Source organism: Jannaschia maritima (assembly GCF_030973515.1).
Lineage (GTDB): Bacteria > Pseudomonadota > Alphaproteobacteria > Rhodobacterales > Rhodobacteraceae > Jannaschia > Jannaschia maritima.
Genome location: NZ_JARGZA010000011.1, coordinates 62,391 through 87,846, shown reverse-complemented (window position 1 = coordinate 87,846; position 25,456 = coordinate 62,391). Strand labels below are relative to the sequence as shown.

The window sequence follows — 25,456 nt, the reverse complement described above, 5'->3', positions numbered from 1 at the left end:
CCATCACGACGTCACGCTCCTGGCACGACGCCCCGGAGACGGGATCGCGACCGTCGTCGCACGCGCATGCGTGGCGGCGACCATCAAGACGAAGGGAAGCGTCCAGATCACCCGGGACTGATACCGTTCCACGGGCGCGGACAGGCCGCCGAAGATGCCCGCGTTCACGATCAGGCCGCCCGCGATGGCCACCACCGCGAGGATGGGACCGGGTCCGGGCCGCGCCAGGGCGAAGCCGACCAGGGCCGCGCCCGACAGGATCCACGTGCCCCAGACCGTGACGGCGTCGAACCGATCGAGCAACGCCCGCGCGGCGTCCGGATCCTGCGCTTCGGTCGCGTCGATTATGTCTGCCGGAACTAGGTTGCCGGTTCCGATCGTGATGGTCTGTCGCGCAGCGTTCGACAGAATGGACGTCGTCTGTGCCATTGGATGGGCCCGGAACGCGCCGATCAGGATCCGCGCCTCCTCCGACCGGATCGCGGCCATCTCCTCGGCGGAGATCCGGGCGATGCCATCGCCGGACCACAGGAACTCGCCCACGTCGTCGGGGACATAGCCATCGAGGATGGCGCAGGTGGCGGGCGCCGCATCGGGGCAGTTGGCCTCCAGATGCCAGCGAGCAGGTCCGTCCTCGATCGAACGGGCGAGCAGGATCGGCAGGCGAAGCGGCGCGATGCTCGGTTCGTCCAGCGCCGCCCTCGATGCGCCGACATTCGTCAGCGGAGCCACGGCCACGGCGGCCAACGCCGCCGCTCCCAGTCCCGCCGTGAGCCTGCGGCGCGTCAGCAGGCGAAGCATGACGGCCCCACCTACGCAGCCGGCCATCAGGGGCACGTTGCCGTAATGCGCTGACGCCGCGAAGATCGCGAATGCCGTCATCAGCATGGCCTGTCCCCGGGTGAGGTCGTCCCAGCGCCACGCCAAGATCGCGCCGAACAGGATCGGCACCGCCGCCAGCAAATCCGGCATGATGAAGACGGCGTGGAAGGGAAGTGGCGTGACGGTCCCGAGCGCGACCGCGCCAGTCGTGAGCATCCGCGGATGCGCCAGGGCGGCCGACGTTACCAGGGCCAACGCGACGAAGATCACGACCCAGGTCTGGACGATTGCAGCCACCCAGACGCCGCCGGTCTCGCGCATTGCATGGACCACGGCTGAATAGGTCAGGCTCCGCCCCGTCGCCGCTTGGCCAGCCTCGTCTCGTACCGATCCCCCGACGGTATCCGCCACCGGTTCGACGCCGGTTTGAGCTGTGAGCAACAGAGCATCGGCATAGGACCAGATCGCCTCTCCCGCCTTGAGGTAGCCATCGGTGTCCGGGAACCGCAGCGCCGTCCCCGTCAGCCACATCGGCCAGCACAACGCCACCGCCAGACCGAGGGCGAGGGCGGCACCGCGACCGCCCACGAGCGGGGCGCCGTCCGGCACCCGTCCCCCGTCAGGCTGCCTTCGCGTCATGCGACTCGTCGCGTTCGTCGGGCAGGTCCTGCGCGGACGACTCCTTGTCGTCCGGAACCTGCATCTCCTCGTGGTAGGATCGCTCGACGTTGACGTCCCAAAGGTCGTGCGTGGCGCCGGTGATGTTGCGGGCCGCGTAAAGGCCGGTCAGCATCGAATGATCCTGGTTGTTGTAGCGGTGCAGCCCGTTGCGCCCGACGGTCTGGAGGTTCTCCAACCCCTTCAGCCAGTCGGACACGACGTCCAGCGCGTCCCGATAGGCGGTGTCGTAGACGGGATAGGCCTTCTTCTGGCGGATCACCTTGCCCTTCAGGATGGACCCGGACCGGGCCAGGCCCAGGGCTTCCAGCTCCTGGCCGGCCGCGGCGACGAGCGCATCGTCGTCCATCGACCACAGGTCCTCGCCCTCGTTGCAGAAGTACTCCATCCCGATGGAGCTGTGCGCGGGATCGGCGACCATGGCTTCGGACCAGGACCGGAAGTTCTGGATGCGCCCGACCCGGACGTCGTCGGAATGGATGTAGATCCAGTTGTCGTCGAACGGGTCCGGCGTATCGAGCACCAGCGCGACGATCAGGAAGTCGCGGTACTTCAGCCGGTCCGCCGCCTCGACCACCGCGGGGGGCGGGGGCGGGTCGAAGGCATGGATCAGGTCGCGCACGGCCATGCTGTTGACGAAGTGCTCCGCCTCCACGCGCAGGTCGCCGTCCGGGGTGCGCACGCGCAAGGCCGTCACGCGGTCGCCGTCCCGCTCGATCCGGTCGACCCAAGCCTCCATGCGGACGGATTGCCCGCGCTCGCGCAGGATATCGACGCAGCGTTCCCACATCTGACCGGGACCGTGACGGGGATAATCGAACTCCTCGATCAGGCTGGTCTCCTCCGAACGTCCGGTCAGCGCCTTCATCGCGACGCTCCACAGCGTCATCGACTTGATCCGCTGCGCCGCCCAGTCGGCCTGGATGTGCTTGGGATCGATCCCCCACACCTTCGCCGTGTAGGAGCGGAAGAAATGCATGTAGAGGCGCCCGCCGAAGCGGTTCATCACCCATTCCTCGAAGTTGTCCTCCACCTTGTGCGGGCGGACCTGCCACTTAAGATAGCTGATCATGATGCGCGCGGATTCGTACGCGCCGATGTTCCCCAGCGCATTGAAGATGCGCAGCGGATAGTCGTAGAACTTGCCGCGATAGAAGATCCGGCTCTTGCGCGGGCGGCGCAGGAACTCGTCGCCCAGGATCTCGTGCCAGACCTGCTTGACCTCCTCGATCTTGGTGAAGAAGCGATGCCCGCCGATGTCGACGCGGTATCCATCGTACACCACCGTGCGGGAGATTCCGCCGATCTCCGACGATCCTTCGAACGTGGCGACGTCCAGATCGGGCGCGATGCGCGACAACTCGTAGGCAGTCGTCAATCCCGCCGGTCCCGCGCCTATGACGGCGACGTCGGTCGATTGCGTGTCCGTCATGTCATTCCCCCGCATGGGCCAGCCCCGACGTGGCGGACAGGGGCGTGATGTTGGCGGCGTCGTCGCCGCGGAAATAAGCGATGGTCCGGGTCAGACCGTCCTGCAAGGGGACCGTCGGCCGCCAGCCGATGCGGGCGTCGGCACGCCCGATATGGGGTCGCCGCCGGGACGGGTCGTTCGCGGGCCGTTCCTGCTCGACCATCCGCAGCGCCACGCCCGCGAGGTCCGCGACCCGGCGCGCGAGCTCGGCGATCGTCACCTCCTCGGGGTTGCCCAGGTTGATGGGTTCGCCCTCGTCGTCCGGGGCCTCCATGACGCCCACGATCCCCCGTATCATGTCATCGACGTAACAGAAGGACCGTGTCTGGGTTCCATCCCCATGGATCGTCAGCGCATCGCCCGCCAGGGCCTGCGTCACGAAGTTGGAGACGACGCGCCCGTCGTTCGCCCGCATCCGCGGGCCATATGTGTTGAACAGCCGCACGATCCTGATGTCGACGCCGTGCTGGCGGCGATAATCGTGGAACAGCGTCTCCGCGCAGCGCTTGCCTTCGTCGTAGCACGCGCGCGGCCCCAGGATGTCGACGTTGCCCGTGTATGTTTCCGTCTGCGGATGCTCCAACGGCTCGCCATACACCTCCGAGGTCGAGGTCTGCAGGATCCGTGCGCCCGTCCGCTTGGCCAATCCCAGCATGTTGATCGCGCCAATCACGCTCGTCTTCATCGTCTGCACGGGATCCAGCTGATAGTCCCGCGGCGACGCCGGGCAGGCCAGGTTGTAGATCCGGTCGATCTCCACGTGCAGCGGATGGGTCACGTCGTGACGGATCGCCTCGAAGTTGGGCCGGCCGAGCAGATGGGCGATGTTTTTCTTGGCACCGGAAGAATAGTTGTCCACGCACAGGACATCGTGGCCTTCCCGGACCAGATAATCGCAGAGATGGCTTCCCAAGAAGCCCGCCCCGCCGGAAACCAGAACACGTTTCAACACTGTTGTCCTCCTGACCGACAAGTTAAACAATTTCCCTGGGGATTGTAACGGCTATGCGACGGAATTCTTCGCGGCTCCGGACCAGATAGGGCGAGGTATGGATTTGAGAACGCAAGAGATCTCCGCTTCGTCGCGACCGGCCATCGCGGTGCTCGTCCCCGCCCATCAGGCCGAGGATACGTTGGGTCCGTGCCCCGCGGGGATACTGGATTCCGGGTTCGCGGCGGGCGACTGCCTGGTGGTCGACGACGGCTCGACCGATGGCACGGCGGACGTGGCGCGCGCGCACGGCGTGCGCGTCCTGTGCAACCCCGACCCGCTGCGTCCGGCCCGGGCCCGCAACCGCGGAATGGCCGCGCTGTCGGAAGGTCCCGAACCACCGGACGTCGTCCTGATGGTCGACGCCGACGTGGTCGTCCATGGCGACGTCCGCGGCGCGCTGGCGCGGCACTTCGCGGACCCGGACGTGACCGCGGTGATCGGCAGCTACGACGACAGGGCGGACGGGGGCAGCGTCGTCAGCGATTATCGGAACCTGCTGCACCATTGGGTCCACCAGCGGGGGGCCGGCGCGTCGGACACGTTCTGGACCGGCATCGGGGCGGTCCGCCGCGACGCCTTCGAGGCGGCGGGCGGGTTGCGTCCCGAATGGGAGAACATCGAGGACGTCGAGTTCGGGCTTCGCCTGACCGAGGACGGGGGCCGGATCGTCCTCGATCCGCGGTTGCAGGGCACGCACCTGAAGGTCTGGACGCCCGGCTCGCTGTTCCGAACCGACATGGACGGTCGCGCGGTTCCATGGACGCGGCTCCTGCGGGACGGGCGCCTGCACGCGGGTCGGCTGAACACGGACGCGCGACATCGAACCGCGGCCTTCGGCGTGGCGCTGGCCTGCCTCGGGGTCGTCCTCGCGCTCGTGGCGTTCCCGTTGGGGGCGGCCGCTCTCCTGGCGGGGGCGTCGGTGTTCCTTCTAGCGAGTTGGCCCTTCCTGTCCGATCTGGCGAGCATGCGCGGGCCGGGCTTCGCGGCACGGGCCGTTCCCTGGCATGCCCTGCACTACGTCGCGGCCCTGGCGGGATACGCGAAGGTCCGGCTGGGCCTCGCCGGGTGACGACGCATCGGGCCCCGGTGGGGCGATCCGTCCGGGCGCTGGCGCAGACGGCGATTTGGCATCAGGGCGTCCTGGCGATCAACGTGGCGGGGTTGATGGTCACGGCGCGCCTGCTTCCCGCGGAGGCGTTCGGCCTCTACGCCATCGCCTTCACGGTCTTCCAGTTCGCCGCCGTGCTGGTGCAGTTCGGCCAGGACGCCCATCTGATCCGCGGACGGGCGGTCACCCTCGCGCCCGACGCCCTCGCCACCGCGCTGGGCGTATCGGTCGCCACGGCCCTGGTCGCGGTGGCCATCCTGCTGGGAACGGCGGCGACCTTCACGTCCCTGGACCTGCTTTCCGATCTGACGCCCCTGTTGGCGATCGTGGCCGGAACGGTCGCCGTCCTGCCCCCGATCCTGATCCTGGAGGCGAGCCTGCGCCGCGACCTGCAGACGGCGCTGATCGTGCGCATCGACCTGGCCTGCGCGGCCATCCAGGTCGCGGGCGCCATCGCGCTCGCGGTCTGGGGGGCAGGCGCCGCGGCGCTGATCGGGGGCCTGTTCGCCAGCACGGTGGCGCGGCTGCTGCTGTTGCTGGTGGGTCATCCCGACCGTCCCGCCCTGCGGCCGCGCCTGACCGAATGGCGCGCGGCGTTCCGCTTCGGCGGGACCTACACCGCCACGGGCCTGCTGCCACGCGCTTCGGTGATGCTGCGCACGATGCTGTTGGCCTCCGTCGCGGGGCCCGCGGCGCTTGGCCTGTTGAACCGGGCCCAGACGCTGTCGCGGCTGGCGGACACGGCGATGGTGGACGGGATCAAGCCGATGGTCCTGCCGGTCATGGCCGCCGCCCTCCGCGAGGGCGGCACCGGCGCGCGGGTCTATCTGACGAAGGTCGACCACCTCGTCGCCGTGATGTGGCCGGCGGCGATCGTCATCGCGATCCTGGCCGAACCCCTGGTGGAGGTCCTGCTGGGGACGGGGTGGACGGACACGGTCCCCCTGGTCCGCATCCTGGCGCTGGCGATCCTGGCCTATCCGTTCACCCGCATGAGCACGAAGTTCTTCGCCGCCATCGGGGAGGAGGGCGTGATGCTGCGGATCCAGATCGTGCAGCAGGTCATCGGCTTCGCCCTGGTCGCGGGCGCGGCGTTCCATTCCATCGAGGCGGTCTGCGTGGCCCTGGTCGCCGCAGCCTGGATCAAGGCGTTCCGCATCGCGCGGGCGGTGCGGAGCCTGACCCCCTACGATCCCGGCGCGATGCGGCGCATCCAGGCCCGGGCGGCGGCGTTGGCCGCGGCGGCGGCCCTCGGACCCGCCGTTCTGACCGCGGGCGGCGTGGCCGGGCCCGTGGCGACGCTGGCCCTGGGGGGTGCTGCGGCGGCCGCCGGATGGTCGGTCTGCGCCATGCTCACGCGTCATCCCCTCTTGGTGCAGGCGCGGCGGCTGCTGGGGGTCTGAACCGCGGCGCGGCTATCGGGACCCGGTCCGCACTGCTGACAGGGATGCGGCGAAGTCGAGCAGCGCCGCGGCCCTGCGATCCCAGGTGAAGTCCCCGGCACGCCGACAGGCCGCGCGCCCCAGCCGGGCGGCCAGCGGTGCGTCGGACAGCAGACGCTCGATGCCCGCGGCCAGGGCATGCGGATCGTCGGGGGGCACCAGCAACGCATCCGCCCCGTCCGAGGCGACGGCCCGGACCGGCCCGACCCCCGTCGCGACGACGGGCCGCCCCAGGCCCATCGCCTGCAGCAGCTTCATGGGGCTGCTGAACTCGTCCGACACCCGGTCCACGCCGGCGGGCAGGGGGCAGCAGGCGACCGCGCCGCGCATCAGGAAGGCGGGCACCTCCGCGGCGGGAAGGGGTCCCGCGACATGCACGCGCTCGTCCAGGCCCGCCGCCCGGATGGCGTCCCGCAGATCGCTCGCGGCCGCATCCGGTCCGCCCGCCAGGGCCGCGGTCCGGCCCGGCAGCAGGCGCAACGCGTCGAGCAGCAGGCCCACGCCCTTCCGCCGTTCCAGCTTGCCCGCATACACCACGTCGACCGGCGGTCCCGATGGCTCGGGCAGCCGGGCCGGGACGTCGGTCCCGCTGGGCAGGATCAGGCTCGGCGCCCGACAGGCGAAGGCATCGCGCGCGGCGCGCGCCACGCCGTCGGACAGGAACACCAACCCGTCCGCCGCCGCCACGCGCCGTGCCTCGCGGGCCTTGGCGGTCCGGGCCCGGTCGGTGTCCAGGTCGGCGGCGTCCGCCCTCCGGCCGAGATCCCGCTCGACGGCGCGGACATGGGCGAGGTTGTGCATCTCGTAGAGGAACGTGACGGGGGCTCCCCCCCGTCGCAGGGCGTCCACCACGGGGTCCGCCGCCCCGCCCCGCGCAATCCACACGGCACGCCCGCCTTCGGTCCGCAGCCGGGCCAGCCGGAACGGCAGGGCCACGCCCCGCGGCCGACCCGTCCAGCCGGGCCGCGGGAACAGGGCCGTGACCGCCCAGTCGTGCCGACGGTCGAGGTCGTAGGCCGCCGCGATCGCATCCCTGTCCGCGACGGGGGCCATCGCGTGGTACCGGAACGGGACGCCGGCCGCGGCCAGGGCCGCGCCGGTCCGCAGGATCTGGATCGCCCCCGCCGTCGGCCCCGGCACGGAGGCGCGGTGGAAATACTCGATGCGCGGGCCGTCCGACATCAGCCGGTCCGCGGCATCGGCTCCGGGATCGCATCGCCGCTCCGTTCGGGAAGCCCCATCCCCGACGCGAGGCGGTCGCCCAGGCGCCGGGCCAGGGCGAGGATGGTGAAGGTGGGCGAATAGGAGGGGCCCGTCGGGAACACGGCGGACCCGGCGACATGCAGGTTGGCCGTCCCCCATACGCGGCAATGGGGGTCGACGACGCCGTCCTCGGGGCGCGCCGCCATCCGGGTCGTCCCCATCTGGTGGGCCGCGTCGGTCATGCCGTCCAGTCGGGGCGGGTCGTCGCCCCAATCGACGCGCCCCAGGCCGCAGGCCTCGATCCGATCCTCCGACAGGGCGACGACGCGGGCCATCGATCGGGCGTCCAGATCCGTGAACCGCCAGTCCAGCACCGCGCGACGCACGCCCAGCGCGTCGACCTCCGCGCCCAGGCGGACCCGGCTGTCGCGGTGGGGCGCCTGCTCGGTGACGAACTTGATGCGATAGAACGGCGCACGCCCGTTTCCGTCGCGCACGGCACGCCCCCCGCGCAGCAGGCGGCGCGCCGCCTCCAGCCGGTTCTCGTAGATCGGCTTCAGGTAGATGACGTGCTCCAGCAGCCCCTCGGCCCTTTGCGTGCGATCGTCGAGCGAAAGGCACAGGCAGAAGCGCGGCTTGGGGGCGTACTGGAACAGGGCCGCGTTGGCGGCGAGGACCGGACCCGGCCAGAGCGTGCCGAAATGGTGCTTCGGATGGTCCGTATAGAACCGGCCCACCAGCCCGTTCGCGTTCCCCACGCCGCCCTCCGTCACCGCGTCCGACGCCAGCATCAGGCGGGCGGTCTCCAGGGCGCCGGCGGCCAGGACGACCTGATCGCCCCGCACGGTGATGCGGTGGCCATCCAGGTCGGCACAGCGCACCCCCTCGACCCGGCGCCCGTCGGGCGAGCACAGCAACTCGGTCGCCGTCGCCCCCAGGATCACGTGGAGGTTCGGCATCCGCCGCATCTCGTCGCCGAAGCGGGTGGCGGTGCGCATCGGCTCCGCCTCCCAATAGAAGCTCGACAGCTTCAGGCCGTGGTCCGCCACGGTCCGGCGCAGTGCCGCGACCGCGGGGCGGTGTTCCGCGGCCTCCAGGTCGCCGAAGCCGCATTCGCGCGCGGCGGCGCGGTAGTGCGGCAGCAGCTCGTCCAGATCGATGGGCCAGTCGCTGTCGGGCACCCAGGGTCGCGGCTCGAAGTCGCTGCGCTGAAGGTACTTCCACTTCCCCGTCCAGGCCATGCTGGTCCCGCCGAACCGCCGCAAACGGCTGATGCCGCGCAGGGCCGGGTCGAGATAGCGGTGATACGGGGCGTCCGGATCCACCGTGCGGTGGGGCTTGCCCGCGAAGTCCAGCTCGTTCAGCGCCTGGATCGCGGGGTCGAACGCTTCCCGCCCGCTTTCCAGCAGGATCACCTCGGCACCCCGGCGCGCCAGGTGCAGCGCGACGGTGACGCCCGCGATGCCCGTCCCCACGACGACGACCTGCGCGACGGGATCGTCGTGGCCCGCCAAGTCGGAGATGTCGGTGATCATCGCGTAAGTCCTAACCCGCGCGCGCTCGCGCGCCCCGGACGGCAGACTAGGGCATCGGGCGGGGGGAACCAATCCCCGTCCCGTTCCGCCGCCGCGGCGGCGGTCCATGCGGGTGCGCCGGCCCCGCGACCCTTCGACCCTTGACGGCCGGGCCCGGACCGATGCCTCCTGGAGGCCTGCGTTCGGAGGGTCCCATGAAGCCGTTTCTTCCCGTCATCCTCGCCCTGGCGCTGGCCGGCCAGGCCTCGGCCGACGTCACGGTCAGCCACGGCTATTCGGCCTTCGGCGACCTGAAGTACGGGCCGGACTTCACGCGGTTCGACTATGCCGATCCGGACGCACCGCAGGGCGGCACGATGAGCCAGCGGCAGCTCTACGGCACGCCGACCTTCAACAGCCTCAACGCCTTCATCATCAAGGGCGACACCGCGCCGGAGGTCCAGCACCACGTCTACGACAGCCTGATGGTGCGGGCCAACGACGAGCCCGACGCCGTCTATGGCCTGGTCGCGGAGACGATCGAGTATCCCGAAGACCTGTCCTACGTCGCGTTCGAGATGCGGCCCGAAGCGCGCTTCCACGACGGCTCCCCGGTGGAGGCGTCCGACGTGATCTTCACGGTGGAGGCGCTCAGAACGCAGGGGCACCCGTTCTATCGCAACCTGCTGGGGAACGTGGAGGCGATGGTCGCCGAAGGCCCCCACCGCGTGCGCTTCGACCTGACGCCGGGGGCGGGGCGCGCGCTGCCCGCCGACATCGCGCAACTGCCCGTGCTGCCGGAGCACTTCTACGACGAGAACCCGTTCGACGAGACGTGGCTCGCCGCGCCGCTGGGATCGGGGCCCTACGTCGTCGAGACGATCGACGCCCCGCGGACGATCCGGTTCTGCCGCGCTCCGGACTATTGGGGCGCCGACCTGCCCGTGAACGCGGGCCGGAACAACTTCGACTGCTTCGCCTACGAGTACTTCACCGACGACACCGTGGGCCTGGAAGCGTTCGCCGCCGGCGAGTACCTGATGCGGGTCGAGTTCCGGTCGGCGTCCTGGGCCACGGGCTACGACTTTCCGGCCGCGCGGAACGGTTGGGTCAGGAAGATCGAGCTGCCGGACGGCAGGCCCGCCAACGCGCAGGGCATCTGGATCAACACCAGACGGCCCCACCTGCAGGACATCCGGGTGCGCGAGGCGTTGGAGTACCTGTTCAACTTCGAATGGACGAACGCGACGCTGTTCTATGACGCCTACAGGCGGACGGACAGCTTCTTCGAGAACACGTCGATGCAGGCGGAAGGGCTGCCCACCGGCGACGAGCTGGCCTTGCTGGAGCCCTTTCGCGACCAACTCCCGCCGGAGGTGTTCACCGAACCCGCGCACGTTCCCTATGCGGGGGCGGCGACGGCCCGCGACCGCCGCGGCCTGCGCGCCGCCGGACGGCTCCTCGACGCGGCCGGGTGGGTCGTGGGCGCGGACGGGATGCGGCGGGACGCAGATGGCGCGCTCCTGACGCTGCACCTGCCGGAGGACAGCCAGACCATGCTGCGCGTCCTGACCCCCATCGAGGAGAACGCGGAGGCGCTGGGCATCGACCTCCGCATCGCGCAGACCGATGCGGCCACCCAGGCCGAGCGGCGGCGCCAGTTCGACTTCGACCTGATCGTCGGCGCCTGGAGTGTCGCGGTCACCCCGGCGGCGGAGCTGCGCGCGTTCTACGGGTCGGACGCGGCGGGGGCGGACGGATCGAACAACCTCAGCGGCATCGCCGATCCGGTGGTGGACGCGCTGATCGAAGCGGTCGTGGACGCCCGGGACCGCGAAACCCTGGAGGTCGCGGCCCGCGCGCTGGACCGCGTGCTGCGGTCCAAGCGGCTTTGGGTGCCCAACTGGCATTCCGGCACGCACCGCATCGCCGTCTGGGACGTCTTCGGCATGCCCCCGGCGCCCGCCCCCTACGACTTCATGCGCAACGTGGAAGCCTGGTGGCTGGATCGCGGGAAGCTGGACGCCTTGCGGGCGCAGGGCGCGCTGTGACGCGACGGGGAAGGCCGCGGTCCTCCGGTCGCGTCACCGGTCCCTGAACTGCGCCTCGCGCTTGTCGACGAAGGCGGACATCCCCTCCGCCTGATCCTCCGTCGCGAAGAGCGCGTGGAACAGGCGACGCTCGAACAGCAACCCCTGCGCGAGCGGCATCTCCTGGCTGGCGTTCACGGCCTCCTTGACGGCGGTGGCGGTGACCATCGACTTCTCCGCGATCTTGGCCGCGGCGGCCAGCGCCTCGTCGACCACCTTCTTCGCGGGCACGACGCGGCTGACGAGGCCCGACCGCTCGGCCTCCTCGGCGGACATGAAGCGGCCCGTCAGGTGCATGTCCATGGCCTTGGCCTTGCCCACCGCGCGGGTCAGGCGCTGGGTGCCCCCCATGCCCGCGACGATCCCCAGGTTAATCTCCGGCTGGCCGAACTTGGCGGTGTCCGCGGCGATGACGATGTCGCACATCATCGCCAGCTCGCACCCCCCGCCCAGCGCATAGCCCGCGACCGCCGCGACGATGGGCTTGCGGATGCGCAGGATCGCGTCCGCCTGCTGCCCGAACAGATCGCCCATGAAGGCCTCGGCGAAGGACGTCTCAGCCATCTCGGCGATGTCGGCGCCCGCGGCGAACGCCTTGTCCGACCCCGTCAGCACGATGCAGCGCACCTTGTCGTCGGCCTGCGCCTTGCCCAGCGCGCGGACCAGCTCCTCCAGCAGGTCGGCGGACAGGGCGTTCATCGCGTCGGGCCGGTCCAGCCGGATCAGGGCGACGTGGTCCGCGACCTCGACGTTCAGGTTCTGGTATCCCATCGGTCCCTCCGGGTGGACGAAGTCAGAGGGGTGCAACGGGACGCGGGGGCGCGCAAGGGGGGGATTGTCGCGGCGCCGGGGGCGACGTCAGCGTTGGCAGACGGGGCAATGGAACGTCGACCGTCCGCCCTGGACGATGCGCCGGATCGTGCCGTCGCAGGCGTCGCGGGGGCAGGGCTGCCCTTCCCGGTCGTAGGCGGCGAACCCGTGCTGGAAGTAGCCCAGCGACCCGTCCGCCTGCCGGTGGTCGCGCAGGGACGATCCGCCCGCCTCGATGGCCTCCGCCAGGACGTCGCGGATGACGGGGACCAGGGTGGCCACGCGCCGGGGCGCGATGCGCCCCGCCTTGCGGGTGGGGCTGATGCCCGCGCGGTGCAGCGCCTCGCAGACATAGATGTTGCCCAAGCCCGCAACGACGCGCTGATCCAGCAAGGCCGCCTTGACCGGGCTGGCCTTGCGGCGGAACGCGGCGATCAAGTGGTCCGCGTGGAAGCCGTCGCTCAGCGGTTCCGGCCCCATGCGCGCGAAATGGCGCGTGGCGTCCAGCGCGTCCGTGGGCGCCAGGTCCCAGAACCCGAAGCGCCGGGCGTCGTTGAAGGTGACCCGGTGCGCGTCCGTGTGCAGCACGACGTGGTCGTGCCGGGGATGCCAGCCCGCGTCGCGGTGGAACGCACCGGGCCGGAGCGCGTCGTCGACCACCATGCGCCCCGACATGCCCAGATGCACGATCAGCGTTTCGGCGGTGTCGAGATGCGCCAGCAGGTACTTCGACCGCCGGTCCAGCGCGATCACGGTCGCGCCGGTCAATCGTTCGGCCATGCGCTCCGGGAAGGGCCAGCGCAGGTCGGGGCGGTTCACGTCCACCCGCACCAGCCGCGCGCCCTGCAGCGCCGGCGCCAGGCCGCGGCGGACCGTCTCGACTTCGGGCAGTTCGGGCATGAGGCGGGATATGGGACGCCCAGGGGCGCGGCGGAAGGGGCGGGGCGCAGCAACGGGACCCGCCGCCGCCCCTTCCGCCCGACCGGCGGCGCCCTATACCTCAACCGAACCACCGACAGGACGAATCCATGCCTTCCGACACCGGCCGCACCACCCATTTCGGGTTCGAGGAGATTCCCGAGGACAGGAAGGCGGGCCGGGTGCACGGCGTGTTCACGAACGTCGCGAACAAGTACGACGTCATGAACGACGCCATGTCGCTGGGCATCCACCGGCTGTGGAAGGACGCGATGATGGACTGGCTGGCGCCCCGGCCGGGCCAGCGCCTGCTGGACGTGGCGGGCGGCACGGGCGATATCGCGTTCCGCTTCCTGGACCGCGCGCCGGACGCCACCGCCACCGTCTGCGACCTGACCGAAGGGATGCTCGTCGCGGGCCGCGCGCGGGCGGAGGCCGCCGACCTGGCCGATCGGCTGGACTGGGTCGCGGGCGACGCCATGGCGCTGCCGTTCGGGGCGAACACGTTCGACGCCTATACGATCGCGTTCGGCATCCGGAACGTCACGCGGATCGACGCGGCCCTGGTGGAGGCCCACCGCGTCCTGCGCCCCGGCGGGCGGCTGATGGTGCTGGAGTTCAGCCAGCTCCCCAATCCGCTGATGCAGCGCGCCTATGACCTCTATTCGTTCAACGTGATTCCGCGCATGGGGCAGGCCATCGCGGGCGATCGCGACAGCTACCGGTATCTCGTGGAATCGATCCGGCGCTTTCCCGACCAGGACGCCTTCGCGGAGATGGTGCAGGCGGCCGGGTTCGGGAACGTGAAGTACCGCAACCTGAGCTTCGGCATCGCGGCGCTGCATTCGGGCTGGAAGCTGTGACCGCGTGAGGGGACCCCACAACATCCTGCGCCTCGCCCGCACCGGGGCGACGTTCGAGCGCACGGGCGCGATGAAGGTCGTGCTCGACCAGATCGACGCGCCGCCCGCGCTCCGGCTCCTGGCCCGCACGCTGGGCAAGCCGTTCGCCTGGCTGGGCTACAAGGGTGACCCGGACCTGCCGCCCGTGACCCGCGCCATCACGGCGCTGGGCCCCGCCTACATCAAGTTCGGGCAGATCCTGTCGACGCGGCCGGATTTCATCGGCAACGACCTGGCGGTCCAGCTGCGCGTGCTCCAGGACAAGCTGCCGCCCTTCCCGACGGAGGTGGCGCGCGCGACGGTGGCCAAGGATCTGGGCCTGCCCGTCGACACCGTGTTCGAGGACTTCTCCGCTCCCGTGGCCGCGGCCTCCATCGCGCAGGTCCACCGGGCCGTGCGGGCCGGGGACGGACGGCGCGTGGCCGTCAAGGTGCTGCGCCCGGGCATCGCGCGCGCGTTCCGCAAGGACATCGATGCCTTCTACCTGGCCGCCCGCCTGATCGAATGGGTCAGCCCCGCCACCCGCCGCCTGCGCCCGATGGACGTGGTGCGCCACTTCGACGAGACGGTGGCCCAGGAACTGGACCTGCGGACGGAGGCCGCGGCGGCGGGCGAGTTCGCGGCCAACACGGCGGGGGATGCGGGCTTCGCGGTGCCCGCGGTCGACTGGAACCTGTCGGGTCGGTCGGTGATGGTCATGGACTGGGCCGAAGGGATCCCCATGGGCGATCTCGACGCCATCGACGCGGCCGGCCACGACCGCGCCGCCCTGGCCGAACGCCTGATGCAGATGTTCCTGCGCCACGCCCTGCGGGACGGCTACTTCCACGCGGACATGCACCAGGGGAACCTGCGGGTCGGACCGGGCGGCGACATCGTCGCCCTGGACTTCGGCATCATGGGTCGCTTGGACGAGTACACCCGGCGGGTCTATGCCGAGATCCTGATGGGGTTCATCCGCAAGGACTACCGCCGGGTCGCGGAGGTCCACTTCGAGGCTGGATACGTCCCCCCCGACCGCGACGTGGACCTGTTCGCGCAGGCCCTGCGGTCCGTGGGCGAGCCGATCTTCGGAATGGACGCGAGCCGGATCTCGATGGGCCGCCTGCTGACCTATCTGTTCGAGGTCACGGAACGGTTCGGGATGCAGACCCGCACCGAGCTGATCCTGCTGCAGCGCACCATGGTCGTGGTCGAGGGCGTCGCGCGAACGCTGAACCCCCACATGAACATCTGGGAGGCCGCGCGCCCGGAGGTGCAGGCCTATGTCCGTGAATCCCTCGGACCCAAGGCCTTCGCCCGCGACCTGATCCGCACCGCGCGGGTCCTGGCCCGCTTCGGTCCCCACCTGCCCGAAGCGCTCGAAGCCGCGCTGCGGGCCCAGCGGCCCGGGGCCCGTCCCGCGCTGAAGGTCAGCGTGCCCCGGTTGGAGCGTGGCCTCGCGAGGGGACCGCTGTGGTTCGTCGCGGGCGCCGTGACGGCGGGGGCCCTGGCGCTTCTGGCGGCGGTGGTCTGACCGGACCCCGGATGCGGGTCACGCCCCCGGGCGAAGCCCCGTGACATCGTCCGCCGACAGGCGCACGCCGCCCTCCAGGACCAGGGTGGTGGCGCCGCCATCCATCGTCGCCTCCCGGATGGGGACGTAGCGGGCCGCCTCCACCGGATCGAGCGGCGTGTCGCCGGAGGCGGAGTTCACGGCGAACCGGTACGTGCCCGGCACCAGTTCGGTGCCGTCGGCCGTGCGCGGCGTCAGCGTGTGGCTGGGCGCGTCGGGGTCCAGGACCATGCGCGTGACGACCGTGCCGTCGGGGCGGGACACCACCAGTTCGGCCGTGTCGGCGAGGGTCGGGATGGGGGCGGTCAGCGTGACGGGCCCGCCGTCGTAGGCGGTCGGCTCCGTCGTGCGCGCCTCCATCCCGATCCAGGACGCGAGCTGCCCCAACTGGCCCTGGTCGGTCTTGGCGACCAGCGATTCCAGCAGCGTGTTGGTCCGCACCGCCTGCTCGACGTTCGAGAACGTCGCCAGCTGGCTGGCGTATTCCGTGCCGTCGGTGGGGTTCAGGGGGTCCTGGTTCTGCATCTGCGCGGTCAGAAGCTTCAGGAACGTGTCGAAATCCTGCGAGATCCCGCCATCGCCGCGGTCCTCCTTCGCGGTGCCGGCCACGGCGTTGGCATGGCGCACGGCGTCCTTCGCGGATTGCGGCGGCTCGTTGGGGGTCAGCAGTTCCATGGGGTGCTCCGGTGGTTCTGGCGGTCAGACGCGGACGTCGAGGCGGCCCGGTGTCGTGGGTCGCGGCGGGGACGGGGGGGCCATGTCCGACGGCTCGCCCCCCTGCGCCGGGGTCGTTCCCGGATCCTGTCCGCCGGCGGGATCGCCGCGGGGGCCGCCGTTCCCGGCGCCGCCGTCGGCGGACAGGTCCATGCGCAGGCGGACGGGACCGTCCGACGCGCTGCGTTCCAACGCATCGGCATGGCGCCGCATCAGGTCCAGCGTTTCGGGTCGATCGGCGGTCAGGGTGATCGCGATGCCGTCGCCGTCGCGTGCGATGGCGATGGTGACCCGTCCCAGCTCGGCGGGCGCCAGGGTGATCTCGGTCCGGGTCTCGGTCACGGGGGGCGCGGTCATCTGCTGCAGGCGCGCGGACAGGGCTTGGGGCAACTGGGCCAAGGGGACGGGGGGCTGCGGCGGGGGCGCCGCCGCGGCGGCGGGGGCATCCGCGCGCTGGGTGGTGACCTGCACGTCGCCCAACCCGACGGGCATGGCGGGGATGTCAGGCTGCGGCGATGTCGGGGCGTTGGCATTGGCCGGGGCCACCGGCGCGGCGGCCCAACCCTGCGGCGGGGTCCAGGTCGGGGCCGGCGACGTCTGCGGCGGCACGTCCGGCGGGGGCGCGGTGCCGGCCGACGGGGTCTGCGACGCGTCGATCCGCGCCGTCGCGGTTCGCGTAGGGTCGGGGGCCGTGGGTTCGACGCGCACGGGCGCGACGGGGGCGGCCTGCGGGACCGGCGCGCCGTCCCGTGGGGGCGTCGTGGTGGCGGCGGCAGCGGCCTGCGCCGTGGCGCGCTCGGCGGTCGTGGCGATTTCGGCACCCGCCCGATCCCCTGCGGGGACGGGCGCGTCGTCGACCGGAACGGCCCAAAGGGGGCGCATCCGCGCGGACGACATGGGCCCCACCCCGCCCTCGGGCGATGGGGACGGTGCGTCCGCCACGGCCGCAGGCTCGGGGGCATCGGTTCGCTGCGGGGCAGGGGGCGCCTCGGGGATCGGAACGTCCGGCTGCACCGGCGCGACCGGAACGGCGTCCGGCTGCGGGGGGTCGAAATCCGCGCGGTCCTCGACCGGCTCGGCCCCTGCGACGATGGCGGGGTCGGGAGCATCCGGTTCGGATGTCCCCTCCGGTGCGGGCGCTTCCGTGCCGTCCCGCACGTCCGGGTCTTCCGAATCCGCATCCGCGTCCGGGTCGCCCTCCCCGCCGGGCTGCGGATCGCCCGCGAGGGCGGCGAGTTCGCGGGCGAAGGCCAGGGTCGCGTCCGGGGCCGTCGGGGCATTGACCGGTTCGACGGTGCCGGACGCGGCCGGGATCGCCTTGCGGGCGGGCCCGGGCGTGGTCGTGCCCGCGGCATCGGGAAAGGGAAGCGGTGTCATCGCCGCCAGCCCTAGGGCGCGTTCGTTGAGGAAATGTTTACGACGTCCCCTTCAAACGGGGCGGCGAAGGAGACTTGCCATGGACCCCACCGCACCCATTCCCCCGAACCCCGCGTCCCCCTCGCAGCCCCGCGCGCGTCCCGACCGGGCGGACCCGCTCTGGCAGCAGGCCGTCAAGTTGGAGTCGCTCCTGTTCGAGCAGATGTTGGAAGCGTCCGGCATGGGCTCCCTGTCGCCCGCCGGCGGCGGATCGCAGGACGGGCCGTCCAAGCAGTTCGACAGCTTCCTGCGCAAGCACCAGGCGGAGGCGCTGGCCGGCCGAGGCGACGGCAGCCTGGCGGCGCAGCTCTACCGGGAACTGAAGGACGCGGCCGGCGACCGGTGACGCGCCCCGCCCGTTGACCGAATCACCAATTCGTCCGACGCGGGGCAGACGGATCGCAGACACGCGCCGCGCCGTCCCGATCGGCCCGTCCCGGCCCGCCCCCCGCGTCCCGGGGCCCACCCACGACCCTTGTTTCCTTGGAAATCACCCCGGTTGCACCGCGCCCCGCTCGGACGCAGACTGGTGGCACCGGGACGGTCCGGCCCGGCCCTGACCGGAAGGATCCTTCGCCGCAGCGCGGCATGACGGATCGTCCACCGGACGGCCCGCCTATCCTCCGCGTGGTTCCGGGGCGGGCCCTAGCTGCAGCGCTGCAGTTGCTGGCGGTACATCTCCGCCCGCTGCTCGACCCGGCCGGACACGGCGATCAGCCATCCCTTCCGCTTCCACGTCCCCCGCCGGTAACCGTTCCGCCCGTCGTGATAGGCCAAGTACTGGTGGCGGGCGTTCGACAGGGGGATGCCCAACTCGTCGCGGGTCTGGGTCATGTACCAGCCCATGAAGTCGGTCGCGTCGCGGATGCGGTCGCGGCGCGCGCGCAGGCGGCCCTGCTCCACCAGGTACTCCTTCCACGTCCCGTCGAGCGCCTGGCTGTAGCCGAAGGCCGACGATTGCCGTCCCACCGGGATGACCCCCAGCGCATAGCGCAGCGGCGTGCGCGCGTCCGAGATGAACTTCGATTCCTGATGGATCGTCGCCATCTGCACATGGACGGGCACGCCCCACTTGCGTTCGGTCGCGCGGAACGCGGACAGATAGCCCGCGCGCTGGTCCAGGATGGCGCAGGCGTCGTCCAGCAGGCGCGGCGCCTGTCCGGAACCGCCGCCGCCACAGGACGCCAGGGCGGCCAGCGCCGCCGCCACGAAGAGATGCTTCATCATGTCTGACCTGCTCGATCGGAATCGGTTCTTGGTGACCGTAGGGGGAAGGTTAGCCGTCCCGGCGCCATCCGCCAAGCCCGCCGTCACACGAGGACGGTCAGCAGTGCCGGCAATGCCGCGATCGCCATCAGCGTGGACACCACGACCAGCCCCGCCACGCGTTCCGCGTCGGCGCCGTACTTCGCGGCCAGCAGATAGGAGGTGACTGCGACCGGCGTCGCCATCTGGAGGATCAGGACGCCCGCCGCCACGTCGTCCAGGCCGAAGGCCCGGGCCATGCCCCAGCCCATCGCCGTCATCGCGACCAGCTTCGTCGCGGCGAGACCCGCGACGCGCCCCATGCCCGACGGCCGCAGCCGCGCGACCGCGACGCCCAGCGTGATCAGCATCAAGGGGATCGCCATCTGCCCGACCAGCCCCAACGCGTTGGCCGCGACCGCGGGCAGCTCCCACCCCAGGGCCAGCATGATCCCGCCCAGGATCGTCGCGCCGACCATCGGTTCGCGCAGGGCGGGCAGGGGGGATCCGCCGCCCGCCACGATCCACAGGCCCAGCGTGAAGCTGCCGATCGCCGTCACCGCGAAGACCACGACGCCCAGTGCCAGCCCCGCCTCGCCGAAGGCGAACAGGCACAGCGGCAGGCCCAGATTTCCGGTGTTGCCGAAGGCCAGCGGCGCCAGATAGGTCCGCACCTCCAGGCGCAGGGCGCGGCACAGGAGGTGGAACAGCCCGAGCGCGGCGGCATAGGCGGCCAGAGTGGCCAGGGCCAGGCGCCCCACCGCAGCCGGATCCAGGTCGGTCCCAGCCAGCGCGGTCAGGATCAGGGCGGGCACCGCGAGGGTCATCGCCAGCCGCGTGACGAAGGCCGTGTCGTAGGCGTGGCCCAGGCGGACCCAGACGAAGCCTATGCCGGCCAGCAGGAACACGGGGGCCGTGATCTGCAGGACTGTCAGGGCCAGGGTCACGGTGTGTTTCCAACGATTCGGGGCCGGGCGCATGGACATCCGCCCCGCTCCGTGGTCTAGGGACGGGCATGGGGAAGGGCAACGCGATGACGATGCGAGCGACGGCCGCGAAGTTCGGGTTGGGGGAAGTGGTGCGGCATCGGTCGCACCCGTTTCGCGGCGTCGTGTTCGACATCGACGCCGAGTTCTCCAATTCGGAAGAATGGTACCAGTCGCTTCCGCCGGACACCCGTCCGCGCAAGGACCAGCCGTTCTACCACCTGCTGGCCGAGAACGAGCACAGCTACTACGTCGCCTACGTTTCCGAGCAGAACCTCGTGCGCGACGCCACGGGGGAACCCATCGAGCATCCCGACCTGGGGGATCTGTTCGGGTCGTTCGACGGGCGGCAGTACCCGCTCCACTTCGCGATGAACTGACGGAAGCGTGGACGCGCGTTAACCGCGCCTTCACGACACCGCGCCCATTACGTCGACTCGGAAGGAGTCGGCGATGGATGGGGCGCGCCTGCCGGAAACGAGCCATGCGGAACGCCGTCTGCGCCTCGCCGCGGAACGGATGCTGGATCACGTCCGCACCGAGATGATCGCGGCGCACCGCTCCCTGTCCGAGCATCTGGAGCGGATCACCCAGGACTACCTGCGCGAACGGGACCGCCGCCGCACCCTGAGTGGACGGGCGGCGCATGTCGCGGCCGAGCGCCGCGCGGCCGTGGACCGGGCCGACCGGGCCGATCGGCGCCTGTGGCACGCCATCGAGGCGATCCGCGACGGCTTCGCCCTGTGGGGGCCCGACGGGACGCTGGTGCAGGCGAACGCACCCTATATCGACATGTTCGACGGATGCGTGGATGCCGAACCGGGCCTCGCCTATGGCGATCTGCTGGCGGCGGCCGTGGACGAAGGCGTGATCGATGTGGGTGACGCCGATGCCGAGGAATGGGTGGACGCGATGCTGGACCGTCGCGCGGATCCGGAAGCCGATGCGGAGGCCGTGATCCTGAGGCTGTTCGACGGGCGCTCGATCCGACTGCGCGATACGGTCACGCAGGACGGCGACGTGGTCAGCCTGGCGCTCGACGTGACCGCCGACCTGGAGCGCGAGGCGGCCCTGACCGACGCGCGTCAGAAGGCGGAGGATGCCAGCGCCGCGAAGTCCCGCTTCCTGGCCCGCATGAGCCACGAGTTCCGCACGCCCATGAACGGCGTGATCGGCATGGCGGATCTGCTCCTCGACGCGCCGCTGGATGCGGAAAGCCACGAGAACGCGCGCACCATCCGCGACAGCGGCCTGTCTCTGCTGACGATCGTGAACGACGTGCTGGATGCGGCACAGGTGGAGGCGGGCGGGATAGAGCTGACCGTGGCACCCTTCGACCTGGAGGCCGCGTTGATGCAGGTCGTGCGCTTGGCGGCGGCATCCAAGGGCGCCGCGCGGGGCATCGCGTTGCGCTATCCGCTGGATGGACCGACGCGCGTCGTGGGCGATGCAGATCGCCTGCGGCAGATCGTGACGAACCTCGTGGGCAACGGCGTCAAGTTCGCGGCCGGTGGCACCGTGACGGTCGCGGTGACCCTGACGCGTCCGGAGGGCGCGTCGTCGGTCAACCTCGCGATCGAAGTCAGCGACACCGGCCCGGGCATCCCGCCCGACCGCCAGGCGGAGTTGTTCGGCGAGTTCGCGCGCCTGGGCGCCACCGGGGTCGAAGGCACGGGGCTGGGCCTGTCGATCGCACGGGATCTCGCGCGGCTGATGGGCGGCGATGTGCGCCTTCTGGACCCGTCGGCGGATGCGCCCGGTGCGCGGTTCCGCCTGTCCTGCTCCCTCGCGCTGGACGGCGATCCCGGTCCGCGGGCGTCCGTGCCCCGGATGGTGCGCTTGCCGGACGGGGATACGCTGGGCCGTCGCACCCTGGCCGCCCGCCTGCGCGCCGCCGGGTCCAGCTTGGGCAGGCCGGGCGACGATGCGGCCGCGCCGCTGGTCGTGCCGTTGGATCTGGCCCCGGACGATCAGATGGCCCTTCGCGACGGCGGCGCGGCGACGGGGGCGATCCTTCTGGGCGCCGCGCGCGATGCCGTGCCCGGACTGATCGACGTGGCGGCGGAGGTGTTGCCCGATCCCTGCGCCGGAGCCGACCTGATCGCGGCACTCGGGCGCAGGAACGTTCCACCCGTCCCGCCGCCGGAGGTCCGGGTCCGCCGCGTCCTGTGCGCGGACGACGTGTCGACCAACCGCCTGCTTCTGTCCAAGATGCTGCGAGACGACGCGGACGTCCTGGACGTCGCGGAGGACGGGGACGATGCCGTCGCGATGTTCGCCACCCACCCCGCGGACGTCGTGCTCCTGGACATCTCCATGCCCCGCATGGACGGGCGGGAGGCCGCACGCCAGATCCGTGCGCTGCCCGGCGGGGCGGCCGTGCCCCTGATCGCCCTGACGGCCCATGCCGACGACGCGGAGGTCGCGGACATCCGCGCGGCCGGGTTCGACGCAGTCCTGGTCAAGCCCATCCGCAAGCCCGAATTGCTGGCCGTCATCGCACGGCTGATGGATGGCGCTCCGCCCCGGACCTGAGGCCCCGATCGTCCGCGCGTCAGACCATAGTCTGCATGTGCCCCGTTACGATGCCGCGCCAGTTGCGGATCGGACCGTGGGCAAGCCTGCGCGCGACGGGGGCGCCCTCCTCCAGCGCGCCCGATCGGACGAGCAGCGTCGCGATGACGGCCTCCGCCGCGCGGGTCGTGCCGTCCGTGATCTTCAACGCGATGCCCAGGCCCCGTTCGGGCAGGATGCCGACATAGACGCCCTCGGCCCCCGTCTTGACGACCGCTCCGCCGGTCGCGGCGGCCATCAGGTCGGTGCAGGCGCGACCGGTGCCCGCGACCAGATGGGGATGGGCGGCCATCGCGTCCCGCAGCGCCGTCATCGCGCGGCCCCGCGCGTCGTCCCCGGCGGTGGCGAAGCGCGCCATCGCGCGACCCAGCGCACTCAGCCGCGTCATGGGGTTGGGGGCGGAACAACCGTCGATGCCGTGGGCGGGACTGTCGAGGTCCGTCACCTCCTCGAACGTCCGCAGCACGGTCCGCTGCACCGGGTGGTCGATGTCGACGTAGTCGGGATCCCCGCCGAGGTGGCGGGACAGGGCCAGGAACCCCACATGCTTGCCCGAGCAGTTGTTGTGGCATTGGCACGGCGTGCGGCCGTCGCGGACCATCGCATCGCGTGCCTCCCGCTCCGTCGACCAGTGGGCGCCGCATCGCAGGTCCTCGTCTCCCAGCCCGAGTTCGGACAGCCATCCGCGGGCCAGGTCGACATGCGCCGCCTCGCCCGAATGGGACGCGCAGGCCAGCGCGAGACGGCGGGGATCGCGCTCCAACCCCGCTTCGACCAGGGGCAGGGCCTGCACCATCTTGCAACTGGACCGGGGAAAGATCGCGACGTCCGCATCGCCCCAGGATTCCCGGATGCCGGACGCATCGCAGATCACGGCGTGGCCGCGATGCACGCTTTCGATATGGTCGCCGCGGATGACCCGGACCAGTTCGGCATCGCCCGCCATGGTTTTCTCCGTGTGAAAAAGCGCCGCGGCGGCCTTCCGCCCCGACCCGGTTTGGCATTAACTAAGGATCGCACCGTTGAAAACCGCGGCATGATCGGATCGAACCGGACAGCCGCCCGCAGGCAGAGGCAGTAAGACATGCGCCCATTCGTGCTGGCCCTGTGCGTCGCCGCGCTGGCCCACCCCGTCCTGGCACAGGACAGCGACAATCGCGTCGGGATCGAGACGGACTGGTCCGTCTTCGTCGAGGACGACCCGACGCAATGCTGGATCGTCACCCCTCCCAAGCAGATCCGCAACACCCGCGACGGGCAGGAGGTCACGGCGCGACGCGGCGACATCCGCCTTTATGTCAGCTTCTGGCCGGGCGAGAGCGATTCCGGCGAGGTCAGCGTCACCGGCGGCTATCCCTATCGGGACGGATCGACCGTGACGATGACCATCGGATCGGACACGTTCGAGCTGTTCACCGACGGCGAGTTCGCCTGGGCCGCGTCCCCGGAGGAGGACGCCCGCATCGCCGCCGCGATGCGGCGCGGCGCGCAGGCGGTCGTCGTCGGCGTGTCGGGCCGCGGCACCCGCACGGAGGACACGTTCAGCCTGCTGGGTTTCACCGCCGCGCTCGAGGATGCGGAGGGGCGCTGTTCCGGCTGACCCGGTTCCGTTGGCATTCCCGCGCGGGCGTCCCTATATGGGGCGCCCGTTTTCGTTCCAGGAGTTCCCCCCATGACCGGTCCGACCGCCCCCGTGACCCAGGACGTCCTGACGATGCCGCGGCGGGAAGCCGACGGCCCGCGCAACCTGATCGGGCTGACGCGCGACGGGCTGCGGGACGCCCTGCTGTCCGTGGGCGTGCCGGAGCGGCAGGCGAAGATGCGCACCGGGCAGGTCTGGCAGTGGCTGTACCATTGGGGCGTGCGCGACTTTGATGCGATGACCAACCTGTCCAAGGCCTTCCGCGCGACCCTGCGCGACAACTTCGTCATCGCCCTGCCGGAGGTCGTGACGCGGCAGGTCGGCGCGGACGGGACACGCAAGTACCTGGTCCGCATCGCGGGCGGGCACGAGGTCGAGGTGGTCTATATCCCCGAAACGGACCGCGGGACCCTGTGCGTGTCGTCCCAGGTCGGCTGCACGCTGACCTGCTCGTTCTGCCATACCGGGACGCAGAAGCTGGTCCGCAACCTGTCCGCCGCCGAGATCGTGGGCCAGGTCATGCTGGCGCGCGACGATCTGGGCGAATGGCCCGAACCCGGGACCGGCACGGGGGAGGGCGGGCCGAGGCTTCTGTCCAACATCGTGCTGATGGGCATGGGCGAGCCGCTCTACAACTTCGAGAACGTCCGCGACGCGATGAACGTGGTCATGGACGGCGAGGGCATCGCCCTCGGTCGACGGCGGATCACCCTGTCCACGTCGGGCGTCGTGCCGGAGATCGCGCGCACGGCGCGCGAGATCGGATGCCTGCTGGCCGTCAGCTTCCACGCGACGACGGACGACGTCCGCGACGTTCTGGTCCCGATCAACCGACGGTGGAACATCGAGACCCTGCTCGATGCGCTGCGGACCTATCCAAAGGTCAGCAACTCGGAGCGGATCACGTTCGAGTACGTGATGCTGGACGGCGTCAACGACAGCGACGCCGATGCGCATCGGCTGGTGTCCTTGCTGGACGGGATTCCGGCGAAGGTGAACCTGATCCCGTTCAACGAATGGCCTGGGGCGCCGTATCGGCGCAGCAGCAACAACCGCATCCGGGCCTTCGCGACGATCCTGATGCAGGCCGGCTATGCCAGCCCGATCCGGACGCCGCGCGGCGAGGACATCATGGCCGCCTGCGGCCAGCTGAAGTCGGCGACCGAACGGGCCCGGAAGTCGCGCGCCCGGATCGCGGCCGAGGTGGAAGCGTCGCGCTAGCCGCCGTTCAGCGCAGCTTGCGGCTGCGGCGGGGCAGGAACACGTCCAGGATGAAACGAATCGGGTCGAACTCGGTCATGGCGATGGTTCCGCAGGCTGATTCTGGCGTTCGATGCCCGCGAGTTAGGCCGCGGGCATGACACGTCCATGA

22 protein-coding genes are annotated in these 25,456 nt (G+C 71.1%); 10 read left to right on the top strand and 12 right to left on the bottom strand.

What is annotated here, in order from left to right:
- Nucleotides 1–3: 3 nt before the first annotated feature.
- From P0084_RS12100 to P0084_RS12090, 3 genes are read right to left on the bottom strand one after another with little or no spacing between them, the layout of a single operon-like run.
- A complete protein-coding gene (locus P0084_RS12100) occupies nt 4–1,461 on the bottom strand; it encodes a hypothetical protein (RefSeq protein WP_308917112.1) in 1,458 nt (485 codons plus the stop codon).
- Nucleotides 1,442–2,932, bottom strand: coding sequence for an NAD(P)/FAD-dependent oxidoreductase (locus P0084_RS12095; protein ID WP_308917111.1), 1,491 nt, complete (start codon nt 2,930–2,932; stop codon nt 1,442–1,444). The genes P0084_RS12100 and P0084_RS12095 overlap by 20 nt, the downstream gene beginning before the upstream one ends.
- 1 nt (nt 2,933) lies before the next feature.
- The gene (locus P0084_RS12090; RefSeq protein WP_308917110.1) at nt 2,934–3,920 is read right to left on the bottom strand and encodes a UDP-glucuronic acid decarboxylase family protein; all 987 of its coding nucleotides are present in this window, start codon (nt 3,918–3,920) and stop codon (nt 2,934–2,936) included.
- A gap of 100 nt (nt 3,921–4,020) precedes the next feature.
- Between P0084_RS12090 and P0084_RS12085 the strand changes: the two genes are divergently transcribed.
- Together P0084_RS12085 and P0084_RS12080 are read left to right on the top strand one after the other, a co-directional pair.
- Complete coding sequence (locus P0084_RS12085; protein ID WP_308917109.1) at nt 4,021–5,034, top strand: glycosyltransferase family 2 protein; 1,014 nt, start codon at nt 4,021–4,023, stop codon at nt 5,032–5,034.
- Nucleotides 5,035–5,051: 17 nt separating this feature from the next.
- Nucleotides 5,052–6,476: an oligosaccharide flippase family protein gene (locus tag P0084_RS12080; RefSeq protein WP_308917108.1), complete on the top strand. Its 1,425-nt coding sequence runs from the start codon at nt 5,052–5,054 to the stop codon at nt 6,474–6,476.
- A 12-nt stretch (nt 6,477–6,488) separates the two neighbouring features.
- Here P0084_RS12080 and P0084_RS12075 read toward each other — a convergent pair whose 3' ends face one another.
- Nucleotides 6,489–7,697: a glycosyltransferase family 4 protein gene (locus P0084_RS12075; protein ID WP_308917107.1), complete on the bottom strand. Its 1,209-nt coding sequence runs from the start codon at nt 7,695–7,697 to the stop codon at nt 6,489–6,491.
- The gene (locus tag P0084_RS12070) at nt 7,697–9,253 is read right to left on the bottom strand and encodes a GMC family oxidoreductase (protein ID WP_308917106.1); all 1,557 of its coding nucleotides are present in this window, start codon (nt 9,251–9,253) and stop codon (nt 7,697–7,699) included. Before P0084_RS12070 ends, P0084_RS12075 begins: the two co-directional genes overlap by 1 nt.
- A gap of 194 nt (nt 9,254–9,447) precedes the next feature.
- On the opposite strand from P0084_RS12070, the gene P0084_RS12065 reads away from it, so the two are divergent.
- Nucleotides 9,448–11,283 carry an extracellular solute-binding protein gene (locus P0084_RS12065; RefSeq protein ID WP_308917105.1) on the top strand — a complete coding sequence of 612 codons (1,836 nt, stop codon included), beginning with the start codon at nt 9,448–9,450 and terminating at the stop codon, nt 11,281–11,283.
- Between the two features lie 33 nt (nt 11,284–11,316).
- Here P0084_RS12065 and P0084_RS12060 read toward each other — a convergent pair whose 3' ends face one another.
- Together P0084_RS12060 and mutM are read right to left on the bottom strand one after the other, a co-directional pair.
- On the bottom strand, nt 11,317–12,093 hold the full coding sequence (locus P0084_RS12060) for an enoyl-CoA hydratase-related protein (protein ID WP_308917104.1): 777 nt from the start codon (nt 12,091–12,093) through the stop codon (nt 11,317–11,319).
- Between the two features lie 87 nt (nt 12,094–12,180).
- A complete protein-coding gene (gene mutM / locus P0084_RS12055) occupies nt 12,181–13,032 on the bottom strand; it encodes a bifunctional DNA-formamidopyrimidine glycosylase/DNA-(apurinic or apyrimidinic site) lyase (protein WP_308917103.1) in 852 nt (283 codons plus the stop codon).
- Nucleotides 13,033–13,160: 128 nt separating this feature from the next.
- Between mutM and ubiE the strand changes: the two genes are divergently transcribed.
- Both ubiE and ubiB read left to right on the top strand, forming a co-directional pair.
- Nucleotides 13,161–13,913, top strand: coding sequence for a bifunctional demethylmenaquinone methyltransferase/2-methoxy-6-polyprenyl-1,4-benzoquinol methylase UbiE (gene ubiE, locus P0084_RS12050; protein ID WP_308917102.1), 753 nt, complete (start codon nt 13,161–13,163; stop codon nt 13,911–13,913).
- Between the two features lie 4 nt (nt 13,914–13,917).
- A complete protein-coding gene (gene ubiB / locus P0084_RS12045) occupies nt 13,918–15,468 on the top strand; it encodes a 2-polyprenylphenol 6-hydroxylase (RefSeq protein WP_308917101.1) in 1,551 nt (516 codons plus the stop codon).
- 18 nt (nt 15,469–15,486) lie between these two features.
- Here the strand turns inward: ubiB and P0084_RS12040 are convergent, their stop codons facing one another.
- Together P0084_RS12040 and P0084_RS12035 are read right to left on the bottom strand one after the other, a co-directional pair.
- A complete protein-coding gene (locus P0084_RS12040; RefSeq protein WP_308917100.1) occupies nt 15,487–16,182 on the bottom strand; it encodes a flagellar hook capping FlgD N-terminal domain-containing protein in 696 nt (231 codons plus the stop codon).
- Between the two features lie 24 nt (nt 16,183–16,206).
- On the bottom strand, nt 16,207–17,598 hold the full coding sequence (locus tag P0084_RS12035; protein WP_308917099.1) for a flagellar hook-length control protein FliK: 1,392 nt from the start codon (nt 17,596–17,598) through the stop codon (nt 16,207–16,209).
- A 79-nt stretch (nt 17,599–17,677) separates the two neighbouring features.
- Here P0084_RS12035 and P0084_RS12030 point away from each other — a divergent pair, with 79 nt between their 5' ends.
- A complete protein-coding gene (locus tag P0084_RS12030) occupies nt 17,678–17,983 on the top strand; it encodes a hypothetical protein (protein WP_308917098.1) in 306 nt (101 codons plus the stop codon).
- A 299-nt stretch (nt 17,984–18,282) separates the two neighbouring features.
- Here the strand turns inward: P0084_RS12030 and P0084_RS12025 are convergent, their stop codons facing one another.
- Together P0084_RS12025 and P0084_RS12020 are read right to left on the bottom strand one after the other, a co-directional pair.
- The gene (locus P0084_RS12025; protein ID WP_308917097.1) at nt 18,283–18,864 is read right to left on the bottom strand and encodes a transglycosylase SLT domain-containing protein; all 582 of its coding nucleotides are present in this window, start codon (nt 18,862–18,864) and stop codon (nt 18,283–18,285) included.
- 83 nt (nt 18,865–18,947) lie between these two features.
- Complete coding sequence (locus P0084_RS12020; RefSeq protein WP_308917096.1) at nt 18,948–19,829, bottom strand: AEC family transporter; 882 nt, start codon at nt 19,827–19,829, stop codon at nt 18,948–18,950.
- A gap of 92 nt (nt 19,830–19,921) precedes the next feature.
- Here P0084_RS12020 and hspQ point away from each other — a divergent pair, with 92 nt between their 5' ends.
- Together hspQ and P0084_RS12010 are read left to right on the top strand one after the other, a co-directional pair.
- Entirely contained in the window at nt 19,922–20,248 is a 327-nt protein-coding gene (gene hspQ / locus P0084_RS12015) for a heat shock protein HspQ (protein WP_308917168.1), read from the top strand.
- 73 nt (nt 20,249–20,321) lie between these two features.
- Nucleotides 20,322–22,403, top strand: coding sequence for an ATP-binding protein (locus P0084_RS12010; protein WP_308917095.1), 2,082 nt, complete (start codon nt 20,322–20,324; stop codon nt 22,401–22,403).
- 19 nt (nt 22,404–22,422) lie between these two features.
- Here the strand turns inward: P0084_RS12010 and P0084_RS12005 are convergent, their stop codons facing one another.
- Complete coding sequence (locus tag P0084_RS12005) at nt 22,423–23,388, bottom strand: asparaginase (protein WP_308917094.1); 966 nt, start codon at nt 23,386–23,388, stop codon at nt 22,423–22,425.
- Between the two features lie 138 nt (nt 23,389–23,526).
- On the opposite strand from P0084_RS12005, the gene P0084_RS12000 reads away from it, so the two are divergent.
- Nucleotides 23,527–24,042 (top strand): invasion associated locus B family protein, encoded by a 516-nt coding sequence (locus P0084_RS12000; RefSeq protein WP_308917093.1) that lies wholly within the window; start codon nt 23,527–23,529, stop codon nt 24,040–24,042.
- Nucleotides 24,043–24,114: 72 nt separating this feature from the next.
- Complete coding sequence (gene rlmN, locus P0084_RS11995) at nt 24,115–25,305, top strand: dual-specificity RNA methyltransferase RlmN (RefSeq protein ID WP_308917092.1); 1,191 nt, start codon at nt 24,115–24,117, stop codon at nt 25,303–25,305.
- The last annotated feature ends 151 nt before the right edge of the window (nt 25,306–25,456 follow it).

Bases quoted from the DNA above. Each gene is read 5' to 3' on its own strand.
- P0084_RS12100 (WP_308917112.1), bottom strand. From the start codon at position 1,461: ATGACGCGAAGGCAGCCTGACGGGGGACGGGTGCCGGACGGCGCCCCG.
- P0084_RS12095 (WP_308917111.1), bottom strand. From the start codon at position 2,932: ATGACGGACACGCAATCGACCGACGTCGCCGTCATAGGCGCGGGACCG.
- P0084_RS12085 (WP_308917109.1), top strand. From the start codon at position 4,021: ATGGATTTGAGAACGCAAGAGATCTCCGCTTCGTCGCGACCGGCCATC.
- P0084_RS12075 (WP_308917107.1), bottom strand. From the start codon at position 7,697: ATGTCGGACGGCCCGCGCATCGAGTATTTCCACCGCGCCTCCGTGCCG.
- P0084_RS12070 (WP_308917106.1), bottom strand. From the start codon at position 9,253: ATGATCACCGACATCTCCGACTTGGCGGGCCACGACGATCCCGTCGCG.
- P0084_RS12065 (WP_308917105.1), top strand. From the start codon at position 9,448: ATGAAGCCGTTTCTTCCCGTCATCCTCGCCCTGGCGCTGGCCGGCCAG.
- P0084_RS12060 (WP_308917104.1), bottom strand. From the start codon at position 12,093: ATGGGATACCAGAACCTGAACGTCGAGGTCGCGGACCACGTCGCCCTG.
- mutM (WP_308917103.1), bottom strand. From the start codon at position 13,032: ATGCCCGAACTGCCCGAAGTCGAGACGGTCCGCCGCGGCCTGGCGCCG.
- ubiE (WP_308917102.1), top strand. From the start codon at position 13,161: ATGCCTTCCGACACCGGCCGCACCACCCATTTCGGGTTCGAGGAGATT.
- P0084_RS12040 (WP_308917100.1), bottom strand. From the start codon at position 16,182: ATGGAACTGCTGACCCCCAACGAGCCGCCGCAATCCGCGAAGGACGCC.
- P0084_RS12035 (WP_308917099.1), bottom strand. From the start codon at position 17,598: ATGACACCGCTTCCCTTTCCCGATGCCGCGGGCACGACCACGCCCGGG.
- P0084_RS12030 (WP_308917098.1), top strand. From the start codon at position 17,678: ATGGACCCCACCGCACCCATTCCCCCGAACCCCGCGTCCCCCTCGCAG.
- P0084_RS12025 (WP_308917097.1), bottom strand. From the start codon at position 18,864: ATGATGAAGCATCTCTTCGTGGCGGCGGCGCTGGCCGCCCTGGCGTCC.
- hspQ (WP_308917168.1), top strand. From the start codon at position 19,922: ATGCGAGCGACGGCCGCGAAGTTCGGGTTGGGGGAAGTGGTGCGGCAT.
- P0084_RS12010 (WP_308917095.1), top strand. From the start codon at position 20,322: ATGGATGGGGCGCGCCTGCCGGAAACGAGCCATGCGGAACGCCGTCTG.
- P0084_RS12005 (WP_308917094.1), bottom strand. From the start codon at position 23,388: ATGGCGGGCGATGCCGAACTGGTCCGGGTCATCCGCGGCGACCATATC.
- P0084_RS12000 (WP_308917093.1), top strand. From the start codon at position 23,527: ATGCGCCCATTCGTGCTGGCCCTGTGCGTCGCCGCGCTGGCCCACCCC.
- rlmN (WP_308917092.1), top strand. From the start codon at position 24,115: ATGACCGGTCCGACCGCCCCCGTGACCCAGGACGTCCTGACGATGCCG.